This window comes from Serinicoccus sediminis, from assembly GCF_004153545.1.
Taxonomy (GTDB): Bacteria; Actinomycetota; Actinomycetes; order Actinomycetales; family Dermatophilaceae; genus Ornithinicoccus; species Ornithinicoccus sediminis_A.
In genome coordinates, this window is record NZ_SDVA01000007.1 from 1 (window position 1) to 19,497 (window position 19,497).

The window sequence follows — 19,497 nt, forward strand, 5'->3', positions numbered from 1 at the left end:
GCCAAGGCCGGTGACAACCCGCTGCTGGAGCTCGCGATGGAGCTGGAGCAGAAGGCGCTGGAGGACGACTACTTCGTCGAGCGCAAGCTCTACCCCAACGTCGACTTCTACACCGGGCTGATCTACGAGTCGATGGGCTTCCCCACCGACATGTTCACCGTGCTCTTCGCCATCGGGCGCCTCCCCGGCTGGATCGCGCAGTACCGCGAGATGATCAACGACCCCGCCACCAAGATCGGCCGCCCGCGGCAGGTCTACGTCGGCGAGGGCGAGCGCGACTACACGCCGGTGGACCAGCGCGGCTGAGCGCCGCTCAGCCCACCTCGACGACGACGGTGGTCGGCGACGACGTCGCCGCCCCGTCGTCGTCCGCGTCCGAGGACCACGTCCCGGACGAGCGGGTCCACGTACGCCCCTGCACCTGCACCCGGACCACGTCCTCGGCCTCCGCGTGGCTCACCGCCCAGGTCGCGACGGCCCAGGCGCGCGCGGGGTCCCGGGCCTCCAGCAGCAGCAGCCGCCCGTCCGCGCGGCCGTCCACCCCCAGCTGGGTGGCCGCCTTGTCGGCGACCCCCTGGGCCGACCCGGTCCCGGCGCCACGGCCGAGCCGGCAGTCGAGCCGGGTCGCCGACCCCTCCTGCCCGGTGAGGATCGAGGCCAGGACGCGCCCCTCCCACTCGTGGTCGGCATACGCGTCGGGGAAGGCGCTGCGCTGCACCTCCTGGGCGACCTCGGTGACGACGCCCTGGTCCCACCCGCTCACCTGCACGAGCGCGTCGTAGAAGGCGTTGCTCGAGTAGACCGGGTCGGTCACCTGCTCGACGGTGCCCCAGCCCTGGCTGGGGCGCTGCTGGAACAGGCCCTGGCTGTCGGCGTCGCCGTAGCGCAGGTTGCGCAGCTTGCTCTCCTGGATGGCGGTGGCCAGCGCGATGCTCGCCGCCCGCGGCGGGAGGTCGCGCTGCACCGCGACCGCAGCGATGGTCGCGGCGTTCGCCGCCTGCTCGGGCGTGAGCCGCACCTCCCGGTCCGCCGCGACGAAGGTGCACCGGGCGGGCGCCAGCTCGGTGGCCGCCCACCGGGTGCCCAGGACGGCGCCGGTCGCGGTGAGACCGACCGCCAGCGCGGGCACGAGGAGGCGGGCGGCGACGGATCGGGGCACCCGGCCAGTCTAGGAGCCCGCGCCAGGGCCGCCCGGGACCCTCGCGTAGGGTCGGCCGGGTGACGCGCCGTGACTACCACAAGGGGCCGGTGACCCTCCGGGGCACGCAGGTGCCGCGGACGACGACCGACCAGCGACTGCTCGACGACCACGGGCCGGCGGACTGGGTCCACTCCGACCCGTGGCGGGTGATGCGCATCCAGGCCGAGTTCGTCGAGGGCTTCGGGGCGCTGGCGGAGATCGGCCCCGCCGTGGCCGTCTTCGGGTCGGCCCGCATCCCGGTGGACCACCCCTACTACGCCTGGGGTGAACGGGTCGGCCGTGCCCTCGTGGAGGCCGGCTACGCCGTCATCACCGGCGGGGGACCGGGGGCCATGGAGGCGGCCAACAAGGGCGCCGCCGCGGCGGGCGGCACCTCGGTCGGTCTCGGCATCGAGCTGCCCTTCGAGACGGGCCTCAACGACCACGTCGACCTCGGCGTCAACTTCCGCTACTTCTTTGTCCGCAAGACGATGTTCGTCAAGTACTCCGAGGGCTTCGTCGTGCTGCCCGGCGGCGTGGGGACGCTGGACGAGCTCTTCGAGGCGGTCACCCTCATCCAGACCGGCAAGGTCACCAACTTCCCCATCGTGCTGCTCGGCCGCGACTACTGGTCGCCCCTGCTCGGGTGGCTGACGTCGACGCTGCTGGCCGAGGGGATGATCTCCGCGGCCGACCTGGACCTGCTCCAGGTCACCGATGACGTGGACGAGGCCGTCCGGTGGGTCCGGGCCCACCGCGAGCACCGCGCGGCACCGGAGCACCGCGACGTCTGAGGGCGTCGGGCCCGGTGTCGGGTCCGGCGGTCCCGCCGTGCCATGATCGGTGCCGTGATCATCCTCGGGGTCGTCTGCGCGGTGATCGCCCTCGGCGCCGTGCTGGCGTGGGCGGTCACCCGGCAGGAGGTGCCCGGAGTGGGCCCCGCCGTCGGCACGCAGTCCGCGCGCGGCCTGCCGTCCGGCCCGGTCGGGCCGGACGCGGTGCGAGCGCTCCGCTTCGACCCGGCGGTGCGCGGCTACCGCATGGAGCAGGTCGACGAGGTCCTGGCCCGGCTGTCCGACGAGCTGGGCGAGCGGGACGCCGAGATCACCAGGCTGCGGGACGGGACGGCCGGGGGCGCGGAGGAGCGGCCGGACCTGACGGCGGAGGGGCGACCGTGAGCGACGCGCGTGCGCAGGACCTGACGGTCGGCCCGGACGGGGTCCCCCGGTGCGGGTGGCCCGGCCTCCACCACGCCGACTACCGCGACTACCACGACCGGGAGTGGGGCAAGCCGGTCCACGGTGAGTCAGCCCTCCTCGAGCGGCTGTGCCTGGAGGGGTTCCAGAGCGGTCTGTCCTGGCTGGTCATCCTGCGCAAGCGCCCGGGCTTCCGGCGCGCCTTCGCCGGGTTCGACGCCGAGGTGGTCGCCGACTACACCGAGGACGACGTCCAGCGGCTGCTGACCGACGAGTCGATCGTCCGCAACCGGCGCAAGATCGAGGCCACCATCGCCAACGCCCGCGCGACCCTCGCGCTGCGCGAGCACGGCGGTCTCGAGGAGCTCATGTGGACGCACGCCCCGGAGCCGACGCCCCGGCCGCGCCACTTCGCCGACGTCCCCACCCAGACGGCCGAGTCCGAGCTGCTCGCCAGGCGGCTGCGCAAGGCCGGGTTCGAGCAGGTCGGGCCCACGACGCTGTATGCCGCGATGCAGGCCTGCGGCCTGGTCGACGACCACCTCGTCGGCTGCTTCCGCGCCGGGTCGTCGCGCTCCGGGGTCCGGCCGACGGAGATGCGCGCCACCTCATGACCGTCGCCGCCGCGACGCCGGCGGTGGGCCGGCGGCCCGACCTGCGCTTCCTCGGGGCGGTCGTGCTCCTGTGGACCGTGCTGCGGGTCGTCAGCGGGGTCATCCTCGTGCGGCTGGCCCACGACTACCAGGACCCGTCGGTGTACGACGACCCCGGCGTCGGGCTGTACTTCCAGTTCGCGACCCTGTGGGACGGGCAGTGGTACGAGCGGATCGCCACCGAGGGGTACCCCGACCGGCTGCCTGTCGGGTCCGACGGCCTCGTCCGGCAGAACCCGTGGGCGTTCTACCCGACCTTCCCGCTGCTGGCCCGCGGCGTCATGGCCCTCACCGGGTGGCCGTTCGCGGTCGCCGGTCCGGTGGTCGCGACGGTGCTGGGGTATGCCGCTGCGCTCGTCGTGGCCGGGCTGCTGCGCGACCGTGTGGGGCCGGCCGGGGCGCTGGCCGGGGTGGCCCTGCTGGGCGCCTACCCCAGCTCGCCCACCTTCCAGGTCGCCTACACCGAGTCGCTCGCCCTGCTGGTCCTCGCGGGCGCGCTCTGGCTGCTCGTGCGCGAGCGGTGGTGGGCCGCGGGCGTGGTCGCGCTGCTCACCGGGCTCGCGCGACCGGTGGCCCTGCCCCTCGGTCTGGTGGCGCTCGTGGTCGTCGTGGCGCGGTGGCGACGGCGCGGGACGGACCCGCTGCACCCGCGGGACTACCTGGCGATGGGGGCCGCCCTCGTGGGGTGCGGGCTGGCGGGGCTGGTCTGGCCGGCGGTGGCCTGGCTGCGGACGGGGCGGGCGGACGCCTACACGGCGACCATGTCCGCGTGGCGCGGGGGCGAGGAGGTACGGCCCTTCCTGCCGAGCATCGAGCGGGCCCAGTGGCTGTGGGGCGACCTCACCGGGCTGCTCGTCCTGGCAGCCGGCTGCGGCCTGCTGGTGCTGGCGGTGGTCGGGCCGTGGGCGGCGGGGCTGGGGCTGGCCCTGCGCACCTGGTGCCTGGGGTACGCGTTCTACCTGCTCGCGGCGCTGGACCCGTGGACCAGCCTCTACCGCTACCTCATGCTGCTGTTCCCGCTGTTCGTGGTGATGGCCGGCGCGGGCTGGGCGCCGGGCACGTCCCCGCAGCCCCGTTGGCTGCTGGTCCTGCGCACCACGGTCCTGGCCGCGCTCATGGTCGGCTGGCAGGTCTGGTGGGGGTGGTACCTCTTCCGGTTCGAGCCCCCGAGCGACTACCCGCCGTGACCGTCCGCCCGGGTGCCGCCGGACGCCCGGTTCGCCGTGACGGGCGGCTCAGCGACCGGAGAAGACCGGCTTCTCCTTGGCCAGGAACGCGTCCACGGCCGCGCGGTGGTCCGCGCTCGTGCCGGTGCGGGCCATGAGGGTCTCCTCGACCTCCAGGGAGTCGGCGAGCCCGTGGCCGGCGGAGAACGCCACGGCCCGCCGCACGGCGCCGTAGGCCAGCGTGGGGCCGGCCGCCAGCCGCCGCGCCACGTCCATCGCCCGCGGCAGGAGCTCCTCGTCGGGCACCACCTCGGTGGCCAGCCCGAGCCCCAGCGCCTCCTCGGCGGGCACCGTCCGCGGGAAGAGGAGCAGCTCCTTGGCCCGCGCGGTGCCGACCAGGCGGGGCAGCGACCAGGACGTGCCCGAGTCGCAGGACAGCGCGATCCCGGTGAAGGCGAGGTTGAAGCCCGCCGAGGCCGCGACGTAGCGCAGGTCGCAGGCGAAGGCGAAGGCGGCCCCGGCGCCCGCCGCCACCCCGTTGACCGCGGCGACCACCGGCTTGTCCATCGTCGCGAGCAGCTCGACGACGGGGTTGTAGTGCTCGGCCACGGTCCGCCACAGGGCCTCGGCGTCCTGGCCCAGCAGGCTGACGTGCTCCTTGAGGTCCTGGCCGACGCAGAAGGCCCGGCCCGACCCGGTGAGGACGACGCACCGGACCTCCGGGTCGCCCGCGACCGTCCGGAGCGCGTCGAGCAGGGCCTCCTTCGTGGCGACGTCGAGGGAGTTCATGGCGTCCGCGCGGTCGAGCCGGACGACGGCGACACCGCTCCCGGCGTCGTGGTCCACGTGGACGGGGGAGGCGGCGCTGCTCATCGTCCCAACCTAGCGTCTGGTCTCGGCGAGCACGTCATCGACGTAGCGGTCGGCGGCCGGGGCCAGGGCGGCCGCCCGGTCGAGGAAGTGGCGGCGCGCGCGGTGTCCCGGCCAGTCGCGCGGCAGCACCTCCGGCGGCAGGTCCGGGTCCTGGAAGAGGAAGCGCCGCCACGCGTGGACCAGCACGGTGCGCTCCCGGTACGCGACCTGCGGACCCAGCCCGGCGACGGCGGGGGAGGCGTCGAGGGCCTGCTCGAACCTGCGGTGCTCCCCGGCCAGCGCGTCCAGGTCCCACACCCGGGCGGCGAGGCCGGCGGCGTCCTGGGCCGGCTCCAGCCGACCGTGCACCGCTACCCAGCCGACCTCGAGGGGCTCCAGCGACGGCTCGAGCTCGGGGCTGGGACGGGGGCTGACCCAGCCGCCCGAGCCCCACCGGCCGTAGCCGAGGTAGGTCATGGTCCGCGCCACCTGCTCGCGGCGTCGACGGTCGCCCCCCGAGTCGACGTGCACCAGGTGCCACCGGCCGTCCCAGGCGGGCGGTCCCGGGGCGTAGACCCGGTCGTGGGCCCGCTCCCAGCGGTGGCGCGCGCGGGGCGTCGCGGCATACCCCCGCACCCCCTCCTCGGAGTGCGCCTCGAGCCAGCCCTGGGCCACGAGCCGGGAGATGGCGGTGCGGGTCGCGGGGCCCGCGACGTCGACCGTCCCGGTCAGCGCGAGGACCGCGGAGACCGGGGCCCACCAGCCACGTCGTCGCAGGTGGTCGCCGAAGAGGTCGACGACGGCGGAGCGGGCGTGCACGGGGACAGTGTGCCGCACGAGGGTCCACCCCGATTAGGCGCGCCGTCGGGGAGGGGGAATAATACGGTGGGTATGTCTCCGTCGACACCGCGGCGGAGGAGCGGCGCAGCCGCGCCACGAGGAAGGGCAACCATGGCAGCTATGAAGCCCCGCACCGGGGACGGTCCGCTGGAAGTGACCAAGGAGGGGCGCGGCATCGTCCTGCGCATGCCTCTGGAGGGTGGTGGCCGGCTCGTCGTCGAGATGAACGCCGAGGAGGCGAGCGCTCTCGGCGACGCCATCAAGGACTGCGTGGGCTGACCCCCGCCGCGCTGCAGGAGAGCCCCTGGACGTCCCGTCGTCCGGGGGCTCCCGCGTGTCTCAGCGCTTGACCGCGACGAACAGCCCGTCGCCCACCGGGAGCAGGACGGGGACCAGCCCGTCCTCCTCGCGCAGGCTCTTCCCGAGGTCGCGCAGGACGGTCGTCGTCTCGTCGCGGGCCGCCGGGTCCGCGACCCGGTCGTGCCACAGCATGTTGTCGAGGACGAGCAGCCCGCCCGGCCGGAGCAGCCGCAGCGCGGCCTCGGCGTAGACCGGGTAGCCGTCCTTGTCCGCGTCGACGAGGACCAGGTCGTAGGCGCCGTCGGTGAGCCGGCCGAGGACGGCGGCCGCCTCACCGCTGATGACGCGGGTGCGCTGCGGGGGGATGCCGGCCGCGGCATACGCCTCCCGGGCCGCGCGCTGGTGCTCCGGGTCGTTGTCGATCGTCGTGAGGATGCCGTCGCGCGCCATCCCCTGCAGCAGCCACAGGCCCGAGCTCCCGGCGCCGGTGCCGACCTCCACCACGTGGGTGGCCCGCACCGCCGCGGCCAGCAGGCGCAGCGTGGCGCCGGCCCCGTTGCCGAGCGGGGTCGCGCCGAGCTCCTCGCCGCGTCGCTGGGCCGACTCGATGACGGGGTGGGGAGCGATGAAGTCCTCGGCGTAGGCGACCGAGGATGCCTTGGGTGCTGCCATGCGCGTAGCCTATCCCGCCCGTCCCGTCCAGCCTCCTCCCAGCCGGACCTGGAACCGTGATGGCTATGTCGACGCCGGACTGGGTCCCCCCGAGCTGGGAGGAGATCGTGCGTGAGCACTCGCCCCGGGTCTACCGGCTGGCCTACCGGCTGACCGGCGACCCGCACGAGGCGGAGGACCTCACGCAGGACGTCTTCGTGCGCGTCTTCCGGTCCCTCGACTCCTACCGGCCCGGGACCTTCGAGGGGTGGCTGCACCGGATCACCACCAACCTCTTCCTCGACAAGATGCGTCGACGTCAGCGGATCCGCTTCGACGCTCTCACCGAGGAGCTGTCCGCCCGGCTGCCGCTGCGGGCCACCGGCACCGACCCCGAGCAGGTCTACGCCATGACCCACCTGGACGGCGACATCCAGGCGGCTTTGAACGCCTTGCCGCCGCAGTTCCGGGCGGCGGTCGTGCTGTCCGACATCGAGGGCCTCTCCTACGAGGAGGTCGCCCAGACGCTGGGCATCAAGATGGGCACCGTGCGCTCACGCATCCACCGGGGACGCGCGCTGCTGCGGCAGTCCCTGGAGCACCGGCGGCCCACCCGTGGGCTGCGGCCCAGCGCCGCCGGGCTCGGTCGCCCGGCCGCCGCGCTCGGCTGAGGCCCGCGCTGGCAGAATCCCTGGGTATGACCGACCCCACCGTGCACCGCCCCGTCGACGGGGCGGCCCCACCTCCCCCGGCGCCGGTCCCGCGACGTCCCGCCCCGAGGCGCGCGGCGCGGAGGTCGCTGGCCCCGGTGGTGCTCGTCGCGCTGGTCAGCGGAGGCCTCGGTGGGCTCGGTGGCGCCGTCCTCGCCGACCGCCTCGACCCCGCCCCGGGCGCGGCGCCCGCGGAGCAGGGACAGACAGGGGGGCAGGCGCAGCCGGCCGCCCCCCAGCCGGAACCGACCAGCCCGCCCGACCCTCCGGCGCAGGCCGACGGCACCATCAGCGGCCTGTCGCGTGCGGTCCTGCCCAGCGTCGCCCTCATCTCCATCGGCCAGGACGGCTCCCTCGGGCTGGGGTCCGGCTTCGTCGTCCGCAGCGACGGGTACCTCGTCACCAACCACCACGTCATCGAGGTCGCCGGCGACGGCGACCCGATCGTCGTCGAGCTGCCCGGTCAGGAGCCGCTGGACGCCGAGGTGGTGGGCAGCGAGCAGGCCTACGACATCGCCGTGCTGCGGGTGGACCGGGAGGACCTCACCCCCCTGGCGTTCGCCGACTCCGACGAGGTGCAGGTCGGTCAGACGGTGGTCGCCGTCGGTGCCCCGCTGGGCCTGGACAGCACCGTCACCAGCGGCATCGTCTCGGCGAAGGACCGGCCGGTCGTCGCCGGGGAGACGCAGGAGAGCACCAGCTACATCAGCGCGATCCAGACCGACGCCGCCATCAACCCCGGCAACTCCGGTGGCCCGCTGCTCGACCTGTCGGGCCGCGTCGTGGGGGTCAACTCCGCCATCGCGCAGCTGCCGCAGGCGGGCGGCTTCGGCGGCCGCGCGGGCAGCATCGGGCTGGGCTTCGCGGTGCCCGCGGAGCAGGCCGACCGCACGGCGACCCAGCTCATCGAGACGGGCACGAGCGAGCACCCGGTCATGGGCGTGCTCGTCGACCTCGCCTACACCGGGGAGGGCGCCCGGGTCCGCCGCCAGGTCGCCGGCGAGGAGACCCCCGTGGTCGAGGGTGGTCCGGCCGACCGCGCCGGGGTGCGGCCCGGCGACGTCATCCTCTCGGTCGACGGGACGACCATCCGCGACTCGCAGCACCTCATCGTCGTCCTGCGCTCCTACGCCGTCGGTGACACCGTCGAGATCGAGCTGCGGACCGCGGCCGGCGACGACCGGACGGTCAGCGTGACCCTGGCCGGGTCCGGAGACTAGGTAGGGTGACGGCGTCGACGCGACCACCCGCACGGGGTGGTCCACGGAGCGGAGGAGCGGCGTGATCGGCAACTTCGCGGGCGGCGAGATCCTGCTGCTGGTCCTGGCCGCTCTCATCATCCTCGGTCCGAGCCGCCTGCCGGGGTATGCCGCCAAGCTCGGGCAGGGCGTGCGCTACCTGCGGGACCTCGCCGAGGGCGCCAAGGGGCAGCTGCGCGACGAGCTCGGCCCCGGCTTCGACGACATCGACTGGCAGCAGCTGGACCCGCGGCAGTACGACCCGCGGCGCATCGTGCGGGAGGCGCTCAGCGAGCCCCGTCCCGGTGCGAGGCCCTCGGCCACCCGGGCATCGGCGGCAACGGCCGCGACGGGCGGGACGGAGGAGAAGCCGGTGTCCGCCCGCATGCGCCCGGCCCTCGGCGCGGGCTTCGACCCCTCACGGCCGACGCCCTTCGACACCGACGCCACCTGAGCCGGTGGCAGACGAGCCGACGAGGGTCAGGCCCGGGCTGTCGGGGTGATGCCGAGCTTGCGTCCGGCCAGACCGCGGCCGCGCCGGGCCAGCTGACGGGCGACACCGCGCAGGGCGGTCGCAGCGGGGGAGTCCGAGGCCCCGTCCTGAGCCACCACGGGGGTGCCGTGGTCGCCCCCCTCGCGCAGCGCGACGTCGATGGGGACCTGGCCCAGCAGCGGCACCTGCGCGCCGATCGACCGGGAGAGCGAGTCGGCCACCGCCTGCCCGCCGCCGCTGCCGAACAGCTCGGAGCGCGAGCCGTCCGGCAGCTCCAGCCAGGACATGTTCTCGATGACCCCGGCCAGCCGCTGGTGCGTCTGCAGGGCGATCGCCCCGGCCCGCTCGGCGACCTCCGCGGCGGCCTGCTGGGGCGTGGTGACGACGAGCAGCTCGCTGCTCGGCAGCAGCTGGGCCACGGTGATGGCGATGTCGCCGGTGCCGGGCGGCAGGTCCAGCAGCAGGACGTCCAGGTCGCCCCAGTAGACGTCGGCCAGGAACTGCTGCATGGCCCGGTGCAGCATGGGCCCGCGCCACACGACCGGCTGGTTCCCGGGGACGAACATGCCGATGGAGATGACCTTGACCCCGCTGGGCTCGGCCACCGGGGGCAGGATCATGTCGTCCACCTGCGTGGGGGCCTGGGTGATGCCCATCATGCGCGGCACCGAGAAACCGTAGATGTCGGCGTCGACGACCCCCACCCGCAGACCCTCCTCGGCCAGGGCGACCGCGAGGTTGACGGTGACCGAGGACTTGCCCACGCCGCCCTTGCCGGAGGCCACGGCATACACCGTCGTCAGGGAGTCGGGCCGGGCGAAGGGGATCTCGCGCTCGGCCTGCCCACCACGCAGCTGGTCGCGCAGCGCGCCGCGCTGCTCCTCGCTCATGACGCCGAGACGCACGTCGACGCCGGTGACGTGCTCGACCTCGCTCACCGCGGCGGTGACGTCCCGGGTGATGGTGTCCTTGAGCGGGCACCCGGGGACGGTCAGCAGGACCGTGACCTGGACGTGACCGTCGTCGCCGGCGTCGACCGACTCGAGCATGCCGAGCTCGGTGATGGGCTTCTTGATCTCCGGGTCGTTGACGCGGGCCAGGGCAGCGTGCAGGGCGTCGTCGCTGGGGGTGGGCATACTCCCCATGGTAGGCCTCCGCGGCTGCCCTCCGGACGCCCGGGGCGGGCCCCTCAGCGGTCGCGGTGCGGCGCGGCCGACCCGTCCGCGGGGTCGCGCTGCCCGGGCCCGGCGTGCTCGGCGGCGTCGTCCTGGGCGCGCAGCTCGTCCAGCAGGTCGCGCAGCTCGGAGCGGACGAAGTCGCGGGTCGCGATGTCGCGCATGGCCAGCCGGAGGGCCGCTACCTCGCGGGTGAGGAACTCGGTGTCGGCCTGGGTGCGCTCGTCGCGGGTGCGGTCCTGCTCCATCTGCACCTTGTCGCGGTCGTCCTGGCGGTTCTGCGCGAGCAGGATGAGGGGCGCGGCGTAGGAGGCCTGCAGGCTGAGCATGAGGGTGAGGAAGATGAACGCGTAGGGGTCGAAGCGCGCCTCGGCGGGGAGCAGGGTGTTCCAGGCCAGCCAGATGGCGACGAACATCGTCATCCAGACGAGGAAGCGCGCCGTGCCCATGAAGCGGGCGAAGCGCTCGGCGAAGGCGCCGAAGCTCTCCGGGTCCATGCGCGCCTGCGGCATCCAGCGGGACTGCTTGGCCAGCGGCTGGTCGAGCCGGGGCCCGGCCGGCTTGGCGACGGTGCGGCGGTCGCCGCCGCGCGAGCGGGCGGTGTGACGGGTGGGCTCAGACATCGCCGACCTCCGTCAGGTCGGCCTCGCGCCAGTCGTCCGGGAGGATGTGGTCGAGGACGTCGTCGACGGTCACCGCGCCCAGCAGGCGACCCTCCGGGTCGGCGACGGGGAGGGCCACCAGGTTGTAGGTGGCCAGGGCGCGGGTGACCACACCGAGGCTCGCGCCGGGGGAGACGGGGTCGATGTCGCTGTCCAGGATGGAGCCGACGGGCTGGTGCGGCGCCTCACGCAGCAGCCGCTGGATGTGGATGCTGCCGAGCAGCCGCCCGGTGGGCGTCTCGTGCGGCGGTCGCGTGACGTAGATCAGCGAAGCGGTGGCCGGGTGCATCTCCTCCCGTCGCACCAGGGCCAGGGCCTCGGCGATGCTGGCCTCCGGGCCCAGGATGACCGGATCGGTCGTCATGAGACCACCGGCGGTGTTCTCGTCGTAGGTCAGCAGCCGCCGCAGGTCCGCGGCCTCGTCGGGCCGCATGAGCGCGAGCAGCTGCTCCTGCACCGCCTCGGGGAGGTCGGAGAGCAGGTCGGTGGCGTCGTCCGGCTGCATGACCTCGAGGATGTCCGCCGCCCGGTCGGTCGGCAGATGCGTGAGGATCTCGAGCCGGTCGTCGTCCGGCAGCTCCTCCAGCACGTCGGCCAGGGTCTCGTCGTCGAGGGCGTCGGCCACCTCGGCGCGACGCTTGGCCGACAGGTCGTGGATGGCCTCGGCGAGGTCCTGCGGCTTGAGGTCCTCGTAGGCCTCCAGCAGGGCCGTCGCGGCCTGCGGTGGCCCCTGCTCCTGCAGGCCCTCCACGGACTCGATGTCGACCAGCAGCGTCTCCCCGCGGCGTCGACGGAGCAGCCCCCGTCGGGGGGCCTCGTCCCGGCCCCTGCGGACGAAGACCTTGGTGATGCGCCAGTCCCCGCCCCGCTGCTGGTCCATCGCCATGTCCTCGACCACGGCGGGGTGCCGCTCCGGCCCGTCGGTCACCGTCACCTGCCGGTCGAAGAGCTCCCCCACGACGAGGGTCTCCCCGGCCCGCTGCTCGAAGCGGCGCATGTTGACCAGCCCGGTCGTGATGACCTGTCCGGCGTCCACCGACGTCACCCGGGTGATCGGGACGAACACGCGACGGCGCCCGGGGACCTCGACGACCAGGCCGATGACGCGCGGCCCGTGCGACGCCGAGCGCACCGTCAGGGTCACGACGACGTCGCGCACCCGACCCACCTCGTCACCCAGCGGGTCGAAGACGCTGAGCCCGTTCAGTCGGGCCACGAAGACGCGGTGGGTGCTCACCCCAGGAAGAATACGACGGGGGAGGGACCGCCCCCGAGGGCGCGGTCCGGTGGGATGGCGCCGGCCCCGGCGTCCTGGGCACAATGAGGGGGTGACTACTCCCACCGGTTCCCGCGCTGCCCTGCCCCGGCCGACCCTGGACCTCGACTACCCCAAGAGCCTCGGGGTGTTCGAGCGCTACGACCAGGCGCAGGAGGCCGTCGACTACCTCTCCGACCGCGAGTTCCCGGTCGACCAGGTGCTCATCGTCGGGACCGAGCTCAAGCAGGTGGAACGGGTCACCGGCCGGCTCACGACGGGCCGCGTCGCGCTCGGCGGTGCCCTGTCGGGGGTGTGGCTGGGGTTGTTCGTCGGCCTGATCTTCGCCCTCTTCGCCGGCCCGCGGGACGCCCTCATGACGGTGATCTGGACCGTCTGCTTCGGCGCCGTCTTCGGCCTGGTCTGGGGCCTCATCGGCTACGCGCTCACGCGGGGACGGCGCGACTTCACCTCGGTGACGCAGGTGGTGGCCACCCGCTACGAGGTGCTCACCGAGCACAAGCTGGTCGAGCGCGCCCGGGAGCTGCTGGGCAACCGGCTGCCCTGACCGGGCCTCCGGGCGCCCAGGCAGGCGCGCCCGCGGGCTCAGCCCCTGCGTCCCCCGCCGCGCACCCAGGCCTCCACCTCGTGGACCGTCCGCGGCAGCGCGGCCGACAGGTTGCGCGAGCCGTCGGCGGTGACGACGACGTCGTCCTCGATGCGCACGCCGATGCCGCGCAGCTCCTCGGGGACGAGCAGGTCGTCGGACTTGAAGTAGAGCCCGGGCTCGACGGTGAGGACCATCCCCTCCCGCAGCTCGCCCTCGACGTAGTCCTCGCGGAGGGCCTGCGCGCAGTCGTGCACGTCGAGGCCGAGGTGGTGGCTCGTGCCGTGCACCATCCAGCGGCGGTGGAACTGCCCGGCCTCGGCGTCCAGGGTCTGCTCGAGGGTGACGTCGTCCGGCAGCAGCCCCCACTCCAGCAGGTGGCGCGCGATGACCTCGATGGCGGCGGCGTGGACGTCCTTGAACCGGTGGCCCGGCCGCACCGCGGCCAGGCCGGCCTCCTGGGCCTCCAGCACCGCCTCGTAGACGCGTCGCTGGGGCTCGGTGAAGCGGCCGGACACCGGCACGGTGCGGGTGACGTCGGCGGTGTAGAGGGCGTCGGTCTCCACGCCGGCGTCGAGCAGCAGGAGGTCGCCGTCCCTCACCTCGCCCGTGTTGCGGATCCAGTGCAGGGTGGTCGCGTGGTCGCCGGCGGCGCAGATCGAGTCGTAGCCGACGCCGTTGCCGGCGTGGCGCGCGTGCAGCCCGAAGACCCCCTCGACCCAGCGTTCGCCACGGCCGCGGCGGACCGCCTCCGGGAGGTGCTCCACGACGGCGTCGAAGGCCGTCGCGGTGGCGTCGACCGCCTCCTGCATCTGCGCCACCTCCCACTCGTCCTTGACCAGGCGCATCGTCGAGAGGGTGCGGGACAGCTCGAGGTCGGCCTCCTGGACGGATCCGTCCTGCGCGGCGGCGCCGAGGCCGGACTGCTCGCGGACCCGGTCGACGGTGGCCGTGACCTCGCGGTCGGCCTCGCGCACGACCCGCACCGCCAGCCCGGAAGGGCCGAGGTCCTTCGCGACGGCGTCCGGCAGCTCGGACAGGTGACGGGTCGACAGACCCAGCTCGGCCGAGGCGCTGGCGAGCGTGGGTCGGGAGCCGACCCAGAACTCCCCCGAGCGCGAGTCGGCGAAGAACTCCTCGCTGTCCCGGTCGGCCAGCGGCAGGAAGTAGAGCGTCGCCTCGTGGCCCTCCTCGGAGGGCAGCGGGTCCAGGACGAGCACCGCGTCCGGCTCGCGGTCGGCACCCAGCCCGGTGAGATGGGCGAAGGCGCTGTGCGGGCGGAAGACGTAGTCCGTGTCGTTGCTCCGGATCTTCAGCCCGCCGGCGGGGACGACCAGGCGCTCGCCGGGGAAGGCGGCGGAGAGGGCGTCCCGGCGCGCCGCGGCATACCGGGCGGCGTCGGTGAGCCCGGGGAGCTCGCTCTCCCGGGGTGCCCACCCCTCTCGCATGAAGGCCATGAAGGCCTCGCCGGTGGGCCGGTTCCGGTGCTCTGCCTTGTGCTGCTTCTCACTCACCCGGCTCATCGTAGGCGGTGCCCAGGGAGCGTCGAGCGGATGGTCAGCGGAGAGCTCTACCCTGGATCCTGATGAGCGAGCACACCCCTCTGACGACCATGCCCGGCGAGGTGACCGGACCCCAGCGGATCGGTCGCCCGCAGCTGATCCCCGCGGCCCGCCTCGGTCGCCACCTCAAGCACGCCGCCGTGCACGTGGTGCGCTCCAGCTCGCCGCCGACCAAGGCGCTGGGGGTGCGCACCGGCGCCGACGAGGCGAGCCAGCGGCACGCCCGGGCGGTCTGCGACCTGGCCCTGCGGGTCGGTGAGGCGCTGCTGTCGACCGGGGCGTCGGCGGCCGACACGGTGGCCATCGTGCTGCGCCTCGGGCACGCCTACGGCATCCGGTCGATGCACGTCGACATCACCTACACCTCGATCTCGGTCTCGGTGCACCGCGGGGTGGACGAGGACTCTCTGACCGTCATGCGGGTCATCAACGACCGGTCGCCGGACTACACCCGGCTGGAGGCGGTGCAGCGCCACATCGAGGAGATCGTCCGCTCGGCGGAGAGCTCCGGCGACGGGCCGTCGCTCGACGTCGACACGGCGCGGGTCCACCTGTCGGCGCTGCTCGCCTCGCCCCACCCCTACCGCCGCTGGGTCGTCACCGTCGGTGCCGCGATCATGTCGGTGGGCGTCGTCATGCTCTTCGGCGCCGGCCCGCTGATGTGGGCGGTGGCCGCGCTGTCCGCAGCCACCGTGGACCGCGTCCAGCGCCAGCTCTTCATCTGGGGTGTGGCTGCCTTCTTCACCCAGGTGCTCAGCGCCGCCATCCCCACGGGCATCGCCCTGGTCATGTATGCCGTCGGCCGGGAGAGCCCGTCCGTCGTCGTCATCTCCGGCATCGTCGTCCTGCTCGCCGGCCTCGGTGTCCTGGGAGCCGCGCAGGACGCCATCGACGGTTACTACGTCACGGCCGGGGCCCGTGGCCTCGAGGTGGTCATGATGACCCTGGGCATCGCGGTGGGGGTCGCCGCCGTGCTGGGCATCTCGCGCTGGTTCGGCGTCAACATGCAGGCCAACCCGCTCCTGGGGCTCGGTGGCACCCCCCTGCTCTCGACCATCGGTGCCATGCTCATCGCGCTCGGTTTCTGCCTGAGCACCTACTCCGGCACCAGGACCATCCTGGTGAGCGTGGGGGTCGCCGTGCCGGCCTGGCTGACCCTCGAGGTCGCCATCTACGTCGGCCTGGCCACCCCCGCCGGTGTCGCCTTCGCGGCCTCCTTGGTGGGGGCCCTGGCCTATCTCGCGTACCGGCTGCTGCACGTCCCGGAGGCCGCGATCGCCACGGCAGGCATCGTCGCGCTGCTCCCGGGGATGGCGGTCTACCGCGCCCTCTACGTCATCATGCAGAACGACCCGGACACCGTGGCCGAGGCGGTGATCCACTTCGTCGACGCCGTGGCCACCGGCCTCGGCCTGGCGGGCGGGCTGGCCATCGGCGGTTTCGCCGCCCGCCGCAAGCTCGGCCTGGACCGCGCCGCGATGCGGGCCCGGCGGCGGTCCCGGGGCACCTACGTGGCGGACGCCTGAGCGCCGGGACGGCTCGCCAGGACCGGTCCGGGGGAGGTGCGGTCCCCGCTCAGTCGTTCCAGGACCAGCTGGCGAGCAGGTCGTCGAGGACCGGCTGCGCCTCCTCCGCCTGGCTCTCCACGGCCGACAGCGTCACGACGTAGAGCGTCCCCTCGTGCGAGACCCAGCGCTGGGTCTGGTGCACCGTGGCGTCCTGCACCTCGCGCACGAGGGTGTAGCCGGGCGCCCGGTTGCCGTCCACCTCGGCCGGCTCGAGCAGCTGGTACTCGCCGCCCTCCCCGGCCAGCTCCTCCGCGGCGTTCTCCACGGCGGAGGTGAGGTTGCCGACGTACTCCTCCTGCGTGATGACGATGTTGCTGTAGAACGAGTCCACCCGTTCGGCAGCCCGGGCCGCCAGCACGGCGGTCTCGGTCTGCTCCTGCGCGGTCGAGGTGGCGTCCTCCCACCCGGCGGGGAAGGTGACCTCGAAGGAGTCGTCGCTCGCGCTGAGCTCCAGCTCCTCCGGCTCCTCGGGCTCGCTCGTCGCCGCCGCCTGCTCGGTCTGCGCGGCGTCGTCCGTCGCCTCCTCCGGGGCTGCGGTCGCCTCCCCGGTGTCCTCGGCGGGGCTGCTCGTGGCGGCGTCGTCGGTCTCGGTGGCCGTGGCCGTCGGCTCCGCCACCGGCTCCTCCTCCGCGCAACCGGCGAGGGCCAGCACGGTCAGCACGGTCGCGGCCGCAGCGGTCCGGAGCGAGGCTCGGGTCGTGGTCATGCTTCTCCTCGTGTCGTGGTGGTGCGGTACCGGGCGCGCTGGTGGAACGCGGCGGACGGACGTGGGGTTCCAGTATGCCGGTCCCGGGCCGGCGCCTACGGTGGCCTCATGCCCCGTCTCGCCCCCTCCGCCCGCATCGACCTGCACGTGCACTCGACGCACAGCGACGGCACGCAGACCCCCGCGGACGTGGTGGGGCGGGCGCGCCGGGCCGGCCTCGACGTGGTGGCCCTCACCGACCACGACGCCGTCTCGGGATGGCAGGAGGCCGACCGGGCCGGTCAGGAGCAGGGCGTCGCGGTGGTGCCGGGGCTGGAGATGTCGTGCAGCGCGGCCGGGGCCTCGGTCCACCTCCTGGGCTACTTCGTGGACCCCGACCACGCCGACCTGCGGGCCGAGCTGGACCGCGTCCGCGACAGCCGCGACGGCCGGCTGCGCCGGATGGTCGAGAGGCTGGCCTCGGCGGGCTTCTCCGTGTCGTGGGAGGAGGTGCAGGCCGAGGCCGCGGCCGGGGCCTCGCTGGGTCGTCCCCACATCGCCGACGTCCTCGTCCGGCGTGGGCGCTACCCCGACCGGGACGCCGCCTTCGCCGACGTGCTGCACTCGAGCAGCCCGTTCCACGTCGCGCACTACGCCCCCCACCCGCGGCGGGCCGTCGAGCTGGTGCGGGCGGCCGGGGGCGCGGCGGTGCTGGCCCACCCGTTCGCCTCGGCCCGCGGTCACGCGGTGCCGCCGGAGGTGCTGGAGGACCTCGTGGGTGCCGGCCTGGCCGGCATCGAGGTCGAGCACCGGGACCACGGCCCCGGGGACCGGGAGCGCGCCGCGGGTCTGGCCGCCCGTCACGGGCTGCTGCCCACGGGGTCCAGCGACTACCACGGGGCCGGGAAGCCGAACCGCCTCGGGGAGCACACCACCCCGCCCCGCGTGCTGGAGACGCTCCTCGAGATGACCGGTGGTCAGCTGCTGGGCGACTCGCCCTGACCGGCGCTGGTGCGGCGGCGCCGACGGCGACGGCCACCGGAGCCCGACGACTCGGTCGAGCTGGCCCGTCGCGTCGAACCTCCGGACCCCTCCGTGCCGGCGGCCGGCCTCGTGGCCCGGCCCTCGCGTCCCGAGCGTCCTCCGTCCTGCCCGCCGCGCTGGCCGCTCCGTCCGGAGCGGCCGCGGCCGCGACGGTCGCCGCGCTCCCGGCCCGAGGTGCCCTCGATGTCCTCCATCGTCTCGGCGTCCAACCCCGCGCGGGTGCGGGCGGACCGCGGGAGCGTGCCCCGGGTGCCCTCGGGGATGCCCAGCTGCTCGAAGAGGTGCGGGCTGGAGGAGTAGGTCTCCTCCGGCTCGGGGTAGCCGAGGTCCAGCGCCTTGTTGATCAGGCCCCACCGGGGCATGTCGTCCCAGTCCACGAAGGTCACGGCCACACCGGTCGCACCGGCGCGGCCGGTGCGTCCGATCCGGTGGAGGTAGGTCTTCTCGTCCTCCGGGCACTGGTAGTTGATGACGTGGGTCACGGCCTCGACGTCGATCCCGCGGGCTGCCACGTCGGTGGCGACGAGGATGTCGACCTTCCCGCTCCGGAAGGCGCGCAGGGCCTGCTCCCGGGCCCCCTGGCCCAGGTCGCCGTGGATCGCGGCGGCCGCGAAGCCGCGGTCGTTGAGCTCGTCGGCGACCTTGGCGGCCGTGCGCTTGGTCCGGGCGAAGACGATGGTCAACCCGCGCCCGTCGGCCTGCAGCATGCGGGCCAGCATCTCGACCTTGTCCATGGCGTGCGCGCGGTAGGCGAACTGCTCGACCGCCGCCACGGTCTGCCGGCCGTCGTCGTCGTCGCTCACCGCGCGGATGTGCGTGGGCTGGGTCATGTAGCTGCGGGCCAGGGAGACCACGGCGCCCGGCATGGTCGCGGAGAACAGCATGGTCTGGCGGCCGGCCGGGGTCAGCGCCAGCAGCTTCTCCACGTCCGGCAGGAAGCCGAGGTCCAGCATCTCGTCCGCCTCGTCCAGGACGACGGTGCGGGCGTGCCCGAGGTCGAGGTGGCCCTTGGAGGCGAGGTCCAGCAGCCGGCCCGGGGTGCCGACGACGATCTCGACACCGCGGTTCAGGGCCTCGATCTGCGGCTCGTAGGCACGGCCGCCGTAGACGGTGAAGATGCGGGTCGACCGGTGCGCCGCAGCCTTGGAGAGGTCGCCGGCGACCTGGACCGCGAGCTCGCGGGTGGGCGCGACCACCAGGGCCTGGGGGGCGCCGGGCTTGTCCAGGTCGTCGAACCCGGCGTCCTGCGGGCCGACCACGTTGTGCAGCAGCGGGAGTCCGAACCCGAGGGTCTTGCCCGTCCCGGTCTTGGCCTGGCCGATGATGTCGTGCCGTGAGAGGGCCACCGGCAGCGTCATGGCCTGGATGGGGAACGGGTGGGTGATCCCGCCGTCGGCGAGCGCCCGGACGATGTCCGGGTGCAGTCCGAAGTCGGCGAAGGTGCGGGTCTCCTGCATGGGTACTCCCTGATCGGGTGAGTGCGGCCGACTCCCGACGAGGCGTCGTCGGGGCGGTCCGGGCCGATCGGGAACTGGGCGATGAAAGGGGCCGGGCCACTCGCCCGACCCGCGAACAACCGTCTGACCATCGTGGCAGGACGGCCGACCGGGCACCGGTGAACGTCTACCAGCCTACCCGAGCGGTGTCGAGGGTCCGGACG

The 19,497-nt window shown here is 74.2% G+C and carries 22 protein-coding genes; 12 read left to right on the top strand and 10 right to left on the bottom strand.

Annotated elements, in window-relative coordinates; genetic code table 11:
* Nucleotides 1–306 (top strand): citrate/2-methylcitrate synthase (locus tag EUS26_RS07955; RefSeq protein WP_272947954.1); only part of this gene is annotated, 306 nt, incomplete at its 5' end.
* A 7-nt stretch (nucleotides 307–313) separates the two neighbouring features.
* On the opposite strand, the gene EUS26_RS17120 is transcribed toward EUS26_RS07955, so the two are convergent.
* The gene (locus tag EUS26_RS17120) at nucleotides 314–1,159 is read right to left on the bottom strand and encodes a hypothetical protein (RefSeq protein WP_202865088.1); all 846 of its coding nucleotides are present in this window, start codon (nucleotides 1,157–1,159) and stop codon (nucleotides 314–316) included.
* A 59-nt stretch (nucleotides 1,160–1,218) separates the two neighbouring features.
* On the opposite strand from EUS26_RS17120, the gene EUS26_RS07965 reads away from it, so the two are divergent.
* From EUS26_RS07965 to EUS26_RS07980, 4 genes are read left to right on the top strand one after another with little or no spacing between them, the layout of a single operon-like run.
* Nucleotides 1,219–1,974, top strand: coding sequence for an LOG family protein (locus EUS26_RS07965; RefSeq protein ID WP_130012924.1), 756 nt, complete (start codon nucleotides 1,219–1,221; stop codon nucleotides 1,972–1,974).
* Between the two features lie 54 nt (nucleotides 1,975–2,028).
* Nucleotides 2,029–2,358 carry a DivIVA domain-containing protein gene (locus EUS26_RS07970; protein WP_238148862.1) on the top strand — a complete coding sequence of 110 codons (330 nt, stop codon included), beginning with the start codon at nucleotides 2,029–2,031 and terminating at the stop codon, nucleotides 2,356–2,358.
* Nucleotides 2,355–2,990, top strand: coding sequence for a DNA-3-methyladenine glycosylase I (locus EUS26_RS07975; protein ID WP_130012928.1), 636 nt, complete (start codon nucleotides 2,355–2,357; stop codon nucleotides 2,988–2,990). Before EUS26_RS07970 ends, EUS26_RS07975 begins: the two co-directional genes overlap by 4 nt.
* Nucleotides 2,987–4,216, top strand: coding sequence for a hypothetical protein (locus tag EUS26_RS07980; protein WP_130012930.1), 1,230 nt, complete (start codon nucleotides 2,987–2,989; stop codon nucleotides 4,214–4,216). The genes EUS26_RS07975 and EUS26_RS07980 overlap by 4 nt, the downstream gene beginning before the upstream one ends.
* A 48-nt stretch (nucleotides 4,217–4,264) precedes the next feature.
* Here EUS26_RS07980 and EUS26_RS07985 read toward each other — a convergent pair whose 3' ends face one another.
* Both EUS26_RS07985 and EUS26_RS07990 read right to left on the bottom strand, forming a co-directional pair.
* The gene (locus tag EUS26_RS07985; protein ID WP_130012932.1) at nucleotides 4,265–5,068 is read right to left on the bottom strand and encodes an enoyl-CoA hydratase/isomerase family protein; all 804 of its coding nucleotides are present in this window, start codon (nucleotides 5,066–5,068) and stop codon (nucleotides 4,265–4,267) included.
* Nucleotides 5,069–5,077: 9 nt separating this feature from the next.
* Entirely contained in the window at nucleotides 5,078–5,866 is a 789-nt protein-coding gene (locus tag EUS26_RS07990) for a PaaX family transcriptional regulator (protein WP_165368550.1), read from the bottom strand.
* A gap of 132 nt (nucleotides 5,867–5,998) precedes the next feature.
* Between EUS26_RS07990 and EUS26_RS07995 the strand changes: the two genes are divergently transcribed.
* Nucleotides 5,999–6,166 carry a DUF3117 domain-containing protein gene (locus tag EUS26_RS07995; protein ID WP_010147956.1) on the top strand — a complete coding sequence of 56 codons (168 nt, stop codon included), beginning with the start codon at nucleotides 5,999–6,001 and terminating at the stop codon, nucleotides 6,164–6,166.
* Nucleotides 6,167–6,226: 60 nt separating this feature from the next.
* Here the strand turns inward: EUS26_RS07995 and EUS26_RS08000 are convergent, their stop codons facing one another.
* A complete protein-coding gene (locus EUS26_RS08000; protein WP_130012936.1) occupies nucleotides 6,227–6,859 on the bottom strand; it encodes an O-methyltransferase in 633 nt (210 codons plus the stop codon).
* Between the two features lie 65 nt (nucleotides 6,860–6,924).
* On the opposite strand from EUS26_RS08000, the gene sigE reads away from it, so the two are divergent.
* The 3 genes from sigE to EUS26_RS08015 all read left to right on the top strand — a co-directional run bounded on the left by sigE (nucleotide 6,925) and on the right by EUS26_RS08015 (nucleotide 9,240).
* Nucleotides 6,925–7,509, top strand: a complete 585-nt coding sequence (gene sigE / locus EUS26_RS08005) for an RNA polymerase sigma factor SigE (RefSeq protein ID WP_130012938.1) — start codon at nucleotides 6,925–6,927, stop codon at nucleotides 7,507–7,509.
* 26 nt (nucleotides 7,510–7,535) lie between these two features.
* Entirely contained in the window at nucleotides 7,536–8,768 is a 1,233-nt protein-coding gene (locus tag EUS26_RS08010) for a S1C family serine protease (protein ID WP_130012940.1), read from the top strand.
* A 61-nt stretch (nucleotides 8,769–8,829) separates the two neighbouring features.
* Nucleotides 8,830–9,240 (top strand): twin-arginine translocase TatA/TatE family subunit, encoded by a 411-nt coding sequence (locus EUS26_RS08015; protein ID WP_130012942.1) that lies wholly within the window; start codon nucleotides 8,830–8,832, stop codon nucleotides 9,238–9,240.
* 26 nt (nucleotides 9,241–9,266) lie between these two features.
* Here the strand turns inward: EUS26_RS08015 and EUS26_RS08020 are convergent, their stop codons facing one another.
* The 3 genes from EUS26_RS08020 to EUS26_RS08030 are packed head-to-tail and all read right to left on the bottom strand — an operon-like array spanning nucleotide 9,267 to nucleotide 12,353.
* Nucleotides 9,267–10,415 carry an Mrp/NBP35 family ATP-binding protein gene (locus tag EUS26_RS08020; protein ID WP_130012944.1) on the bottom strand — a complete coding sequence of 383 codons (1,149 nt, stop codon included), beginning with the start codon at nucleotides 10,413–10,415 and terminating at the stop codon, nucleotides 9,267–9,269.
* Nucleotides 10,416–10,468: 53 nt separating this feature from the next.
* Nucleotides 10,469–11,077 carry a DUF1003 domain-containing protein gene (locus EUS26_RS08025; RefSeq protein WP_130012946.1) on the bottom strand — a complete coding sequence of 203 codons (609 nt, stop codon included), beginning with the start codon at nucleotides 11,075–11,077 and terminating at the stop codon, nucleotides 10,469–10,471.
* Nucleotides 11,070–12,353 (bottom strand): magnesium transporter MgtE N-terminal domain-containing protein, encoded by a 1,284-nt coding sequence (locus tag EUS26_RS08030; RefSeq protein WP_130012948.1) that lies wholly within the window; start codon nucleotides 12,351–12,353, stop codon nucleotides 11,070–11,072. The genes EUS26_RS08025 and EUS26_RS08030 overlap by 8 nt, the downstream gene beginning before the upstream one ends.
* Before the next feature lie 91 nt (nucleotides 12,354–12,444).
* Between EUS26_RS08030 and EUS26_RS08035 the strand changes: the two genes are divergently transcribed.
* The gene (locus EUS26_RS08035; RefSeq protein WP_130012950.1) at nucleotides 12,445–12,939 is read left to right on the top strand and encodes a YflT domain-containing protein; all 495 of its coding nucleotides are present in this window, start codon (nucleotides 12,445–12,447) and stop codon (nucleotides 12,937–12,939) included.
* A 38-nt stretch (nucleotides 12,940–12,977) separates the two neighbouring features.
* Here the strand turns inward: EUS26_RS08035 and EUS26_RS08040 are convergent, their stop codons facing one another.
* Complete coding sequence (locus tag EUS26_RS08040; protein ID WP_130012952.1) at nucleotides 12,978–14,492, bottom strand: aminopeptidase P family protein; 1,515 nt, start codon at nucleotides 14,490–14,492, stop codon at nucleotides 12,978–12,980.
* Nucleotides 14,493–14,563: 71 nt separating this feature from the next.
* Here EUS26_RS08040 and EUS26_RS08045 point away from each other — a divergent pair, with 71 nt between their 5' ends.
* Nucleotides 14,564–16,066 carry a threonine/serine exporter family protein gene (locus EUS26_RS08045; protein ID WP_130012954.1) on the top strand — a complete coding sequence of 501 codons (1,503 nt, stop codon included), beginning with the start codon at nucleotides 14,564–14,566 and terminating at the stop codon, nucleotides 16,064–16,066.
* A 49-nt stretch (nucleotides 16,067–16,115) separates the two neighbouring features.
* Here the strand turns inward: EUS26_RS08045 and EUS26_RS08050 are convergent, their stop codons facing one another.
* Entirely contained in the window at nucleotides 16,116–16,814 is a 699-nt protein-coding gene (locus EUS26_RS08050; protein ID WP_130012956.1) for a DcrB-related protein, read from the bottom strand.
* A 108-nt stretch (nucleotides 16,815–16,922) separates the two neighbouring features.
* Between EUS26_RS08050 and EUS26_RS08055 the strand changes: the two genes are divergently transcribed.
* The gene (locus tag EUS26_RS08055) at nucleotides 16,923–17,795 is read left to right on the top strand and encodes a PHP domain-containing protein (RefSeq protein WP_130012958.1); all 873 of its coding nucleotides are present in this window, start codon (nucleotides 16,923–16,925) and stop codon (nucleotides 17,793–17,795) included.
* Here the strand turns inward: EUS26_RS08055 and EUS26_RS08060 are convergent.
* Nucleotides 17,771–19,294, bottom strand: coding sequence for a DEAD/DEAH box helicase (locus EUS26_RS08060; protein WP_130012960.1), 1,524 nt, complete (start codon nucleotides 19,292–19,294; stop codon nucleotides 17,771–17,773). The genes EUS26_RS08055 and EUS26_RS08060 overlap by 25 nt on opposite strands.
* Nucleotides 19,295–19,497: the final 203 nt, after the last annotated feature.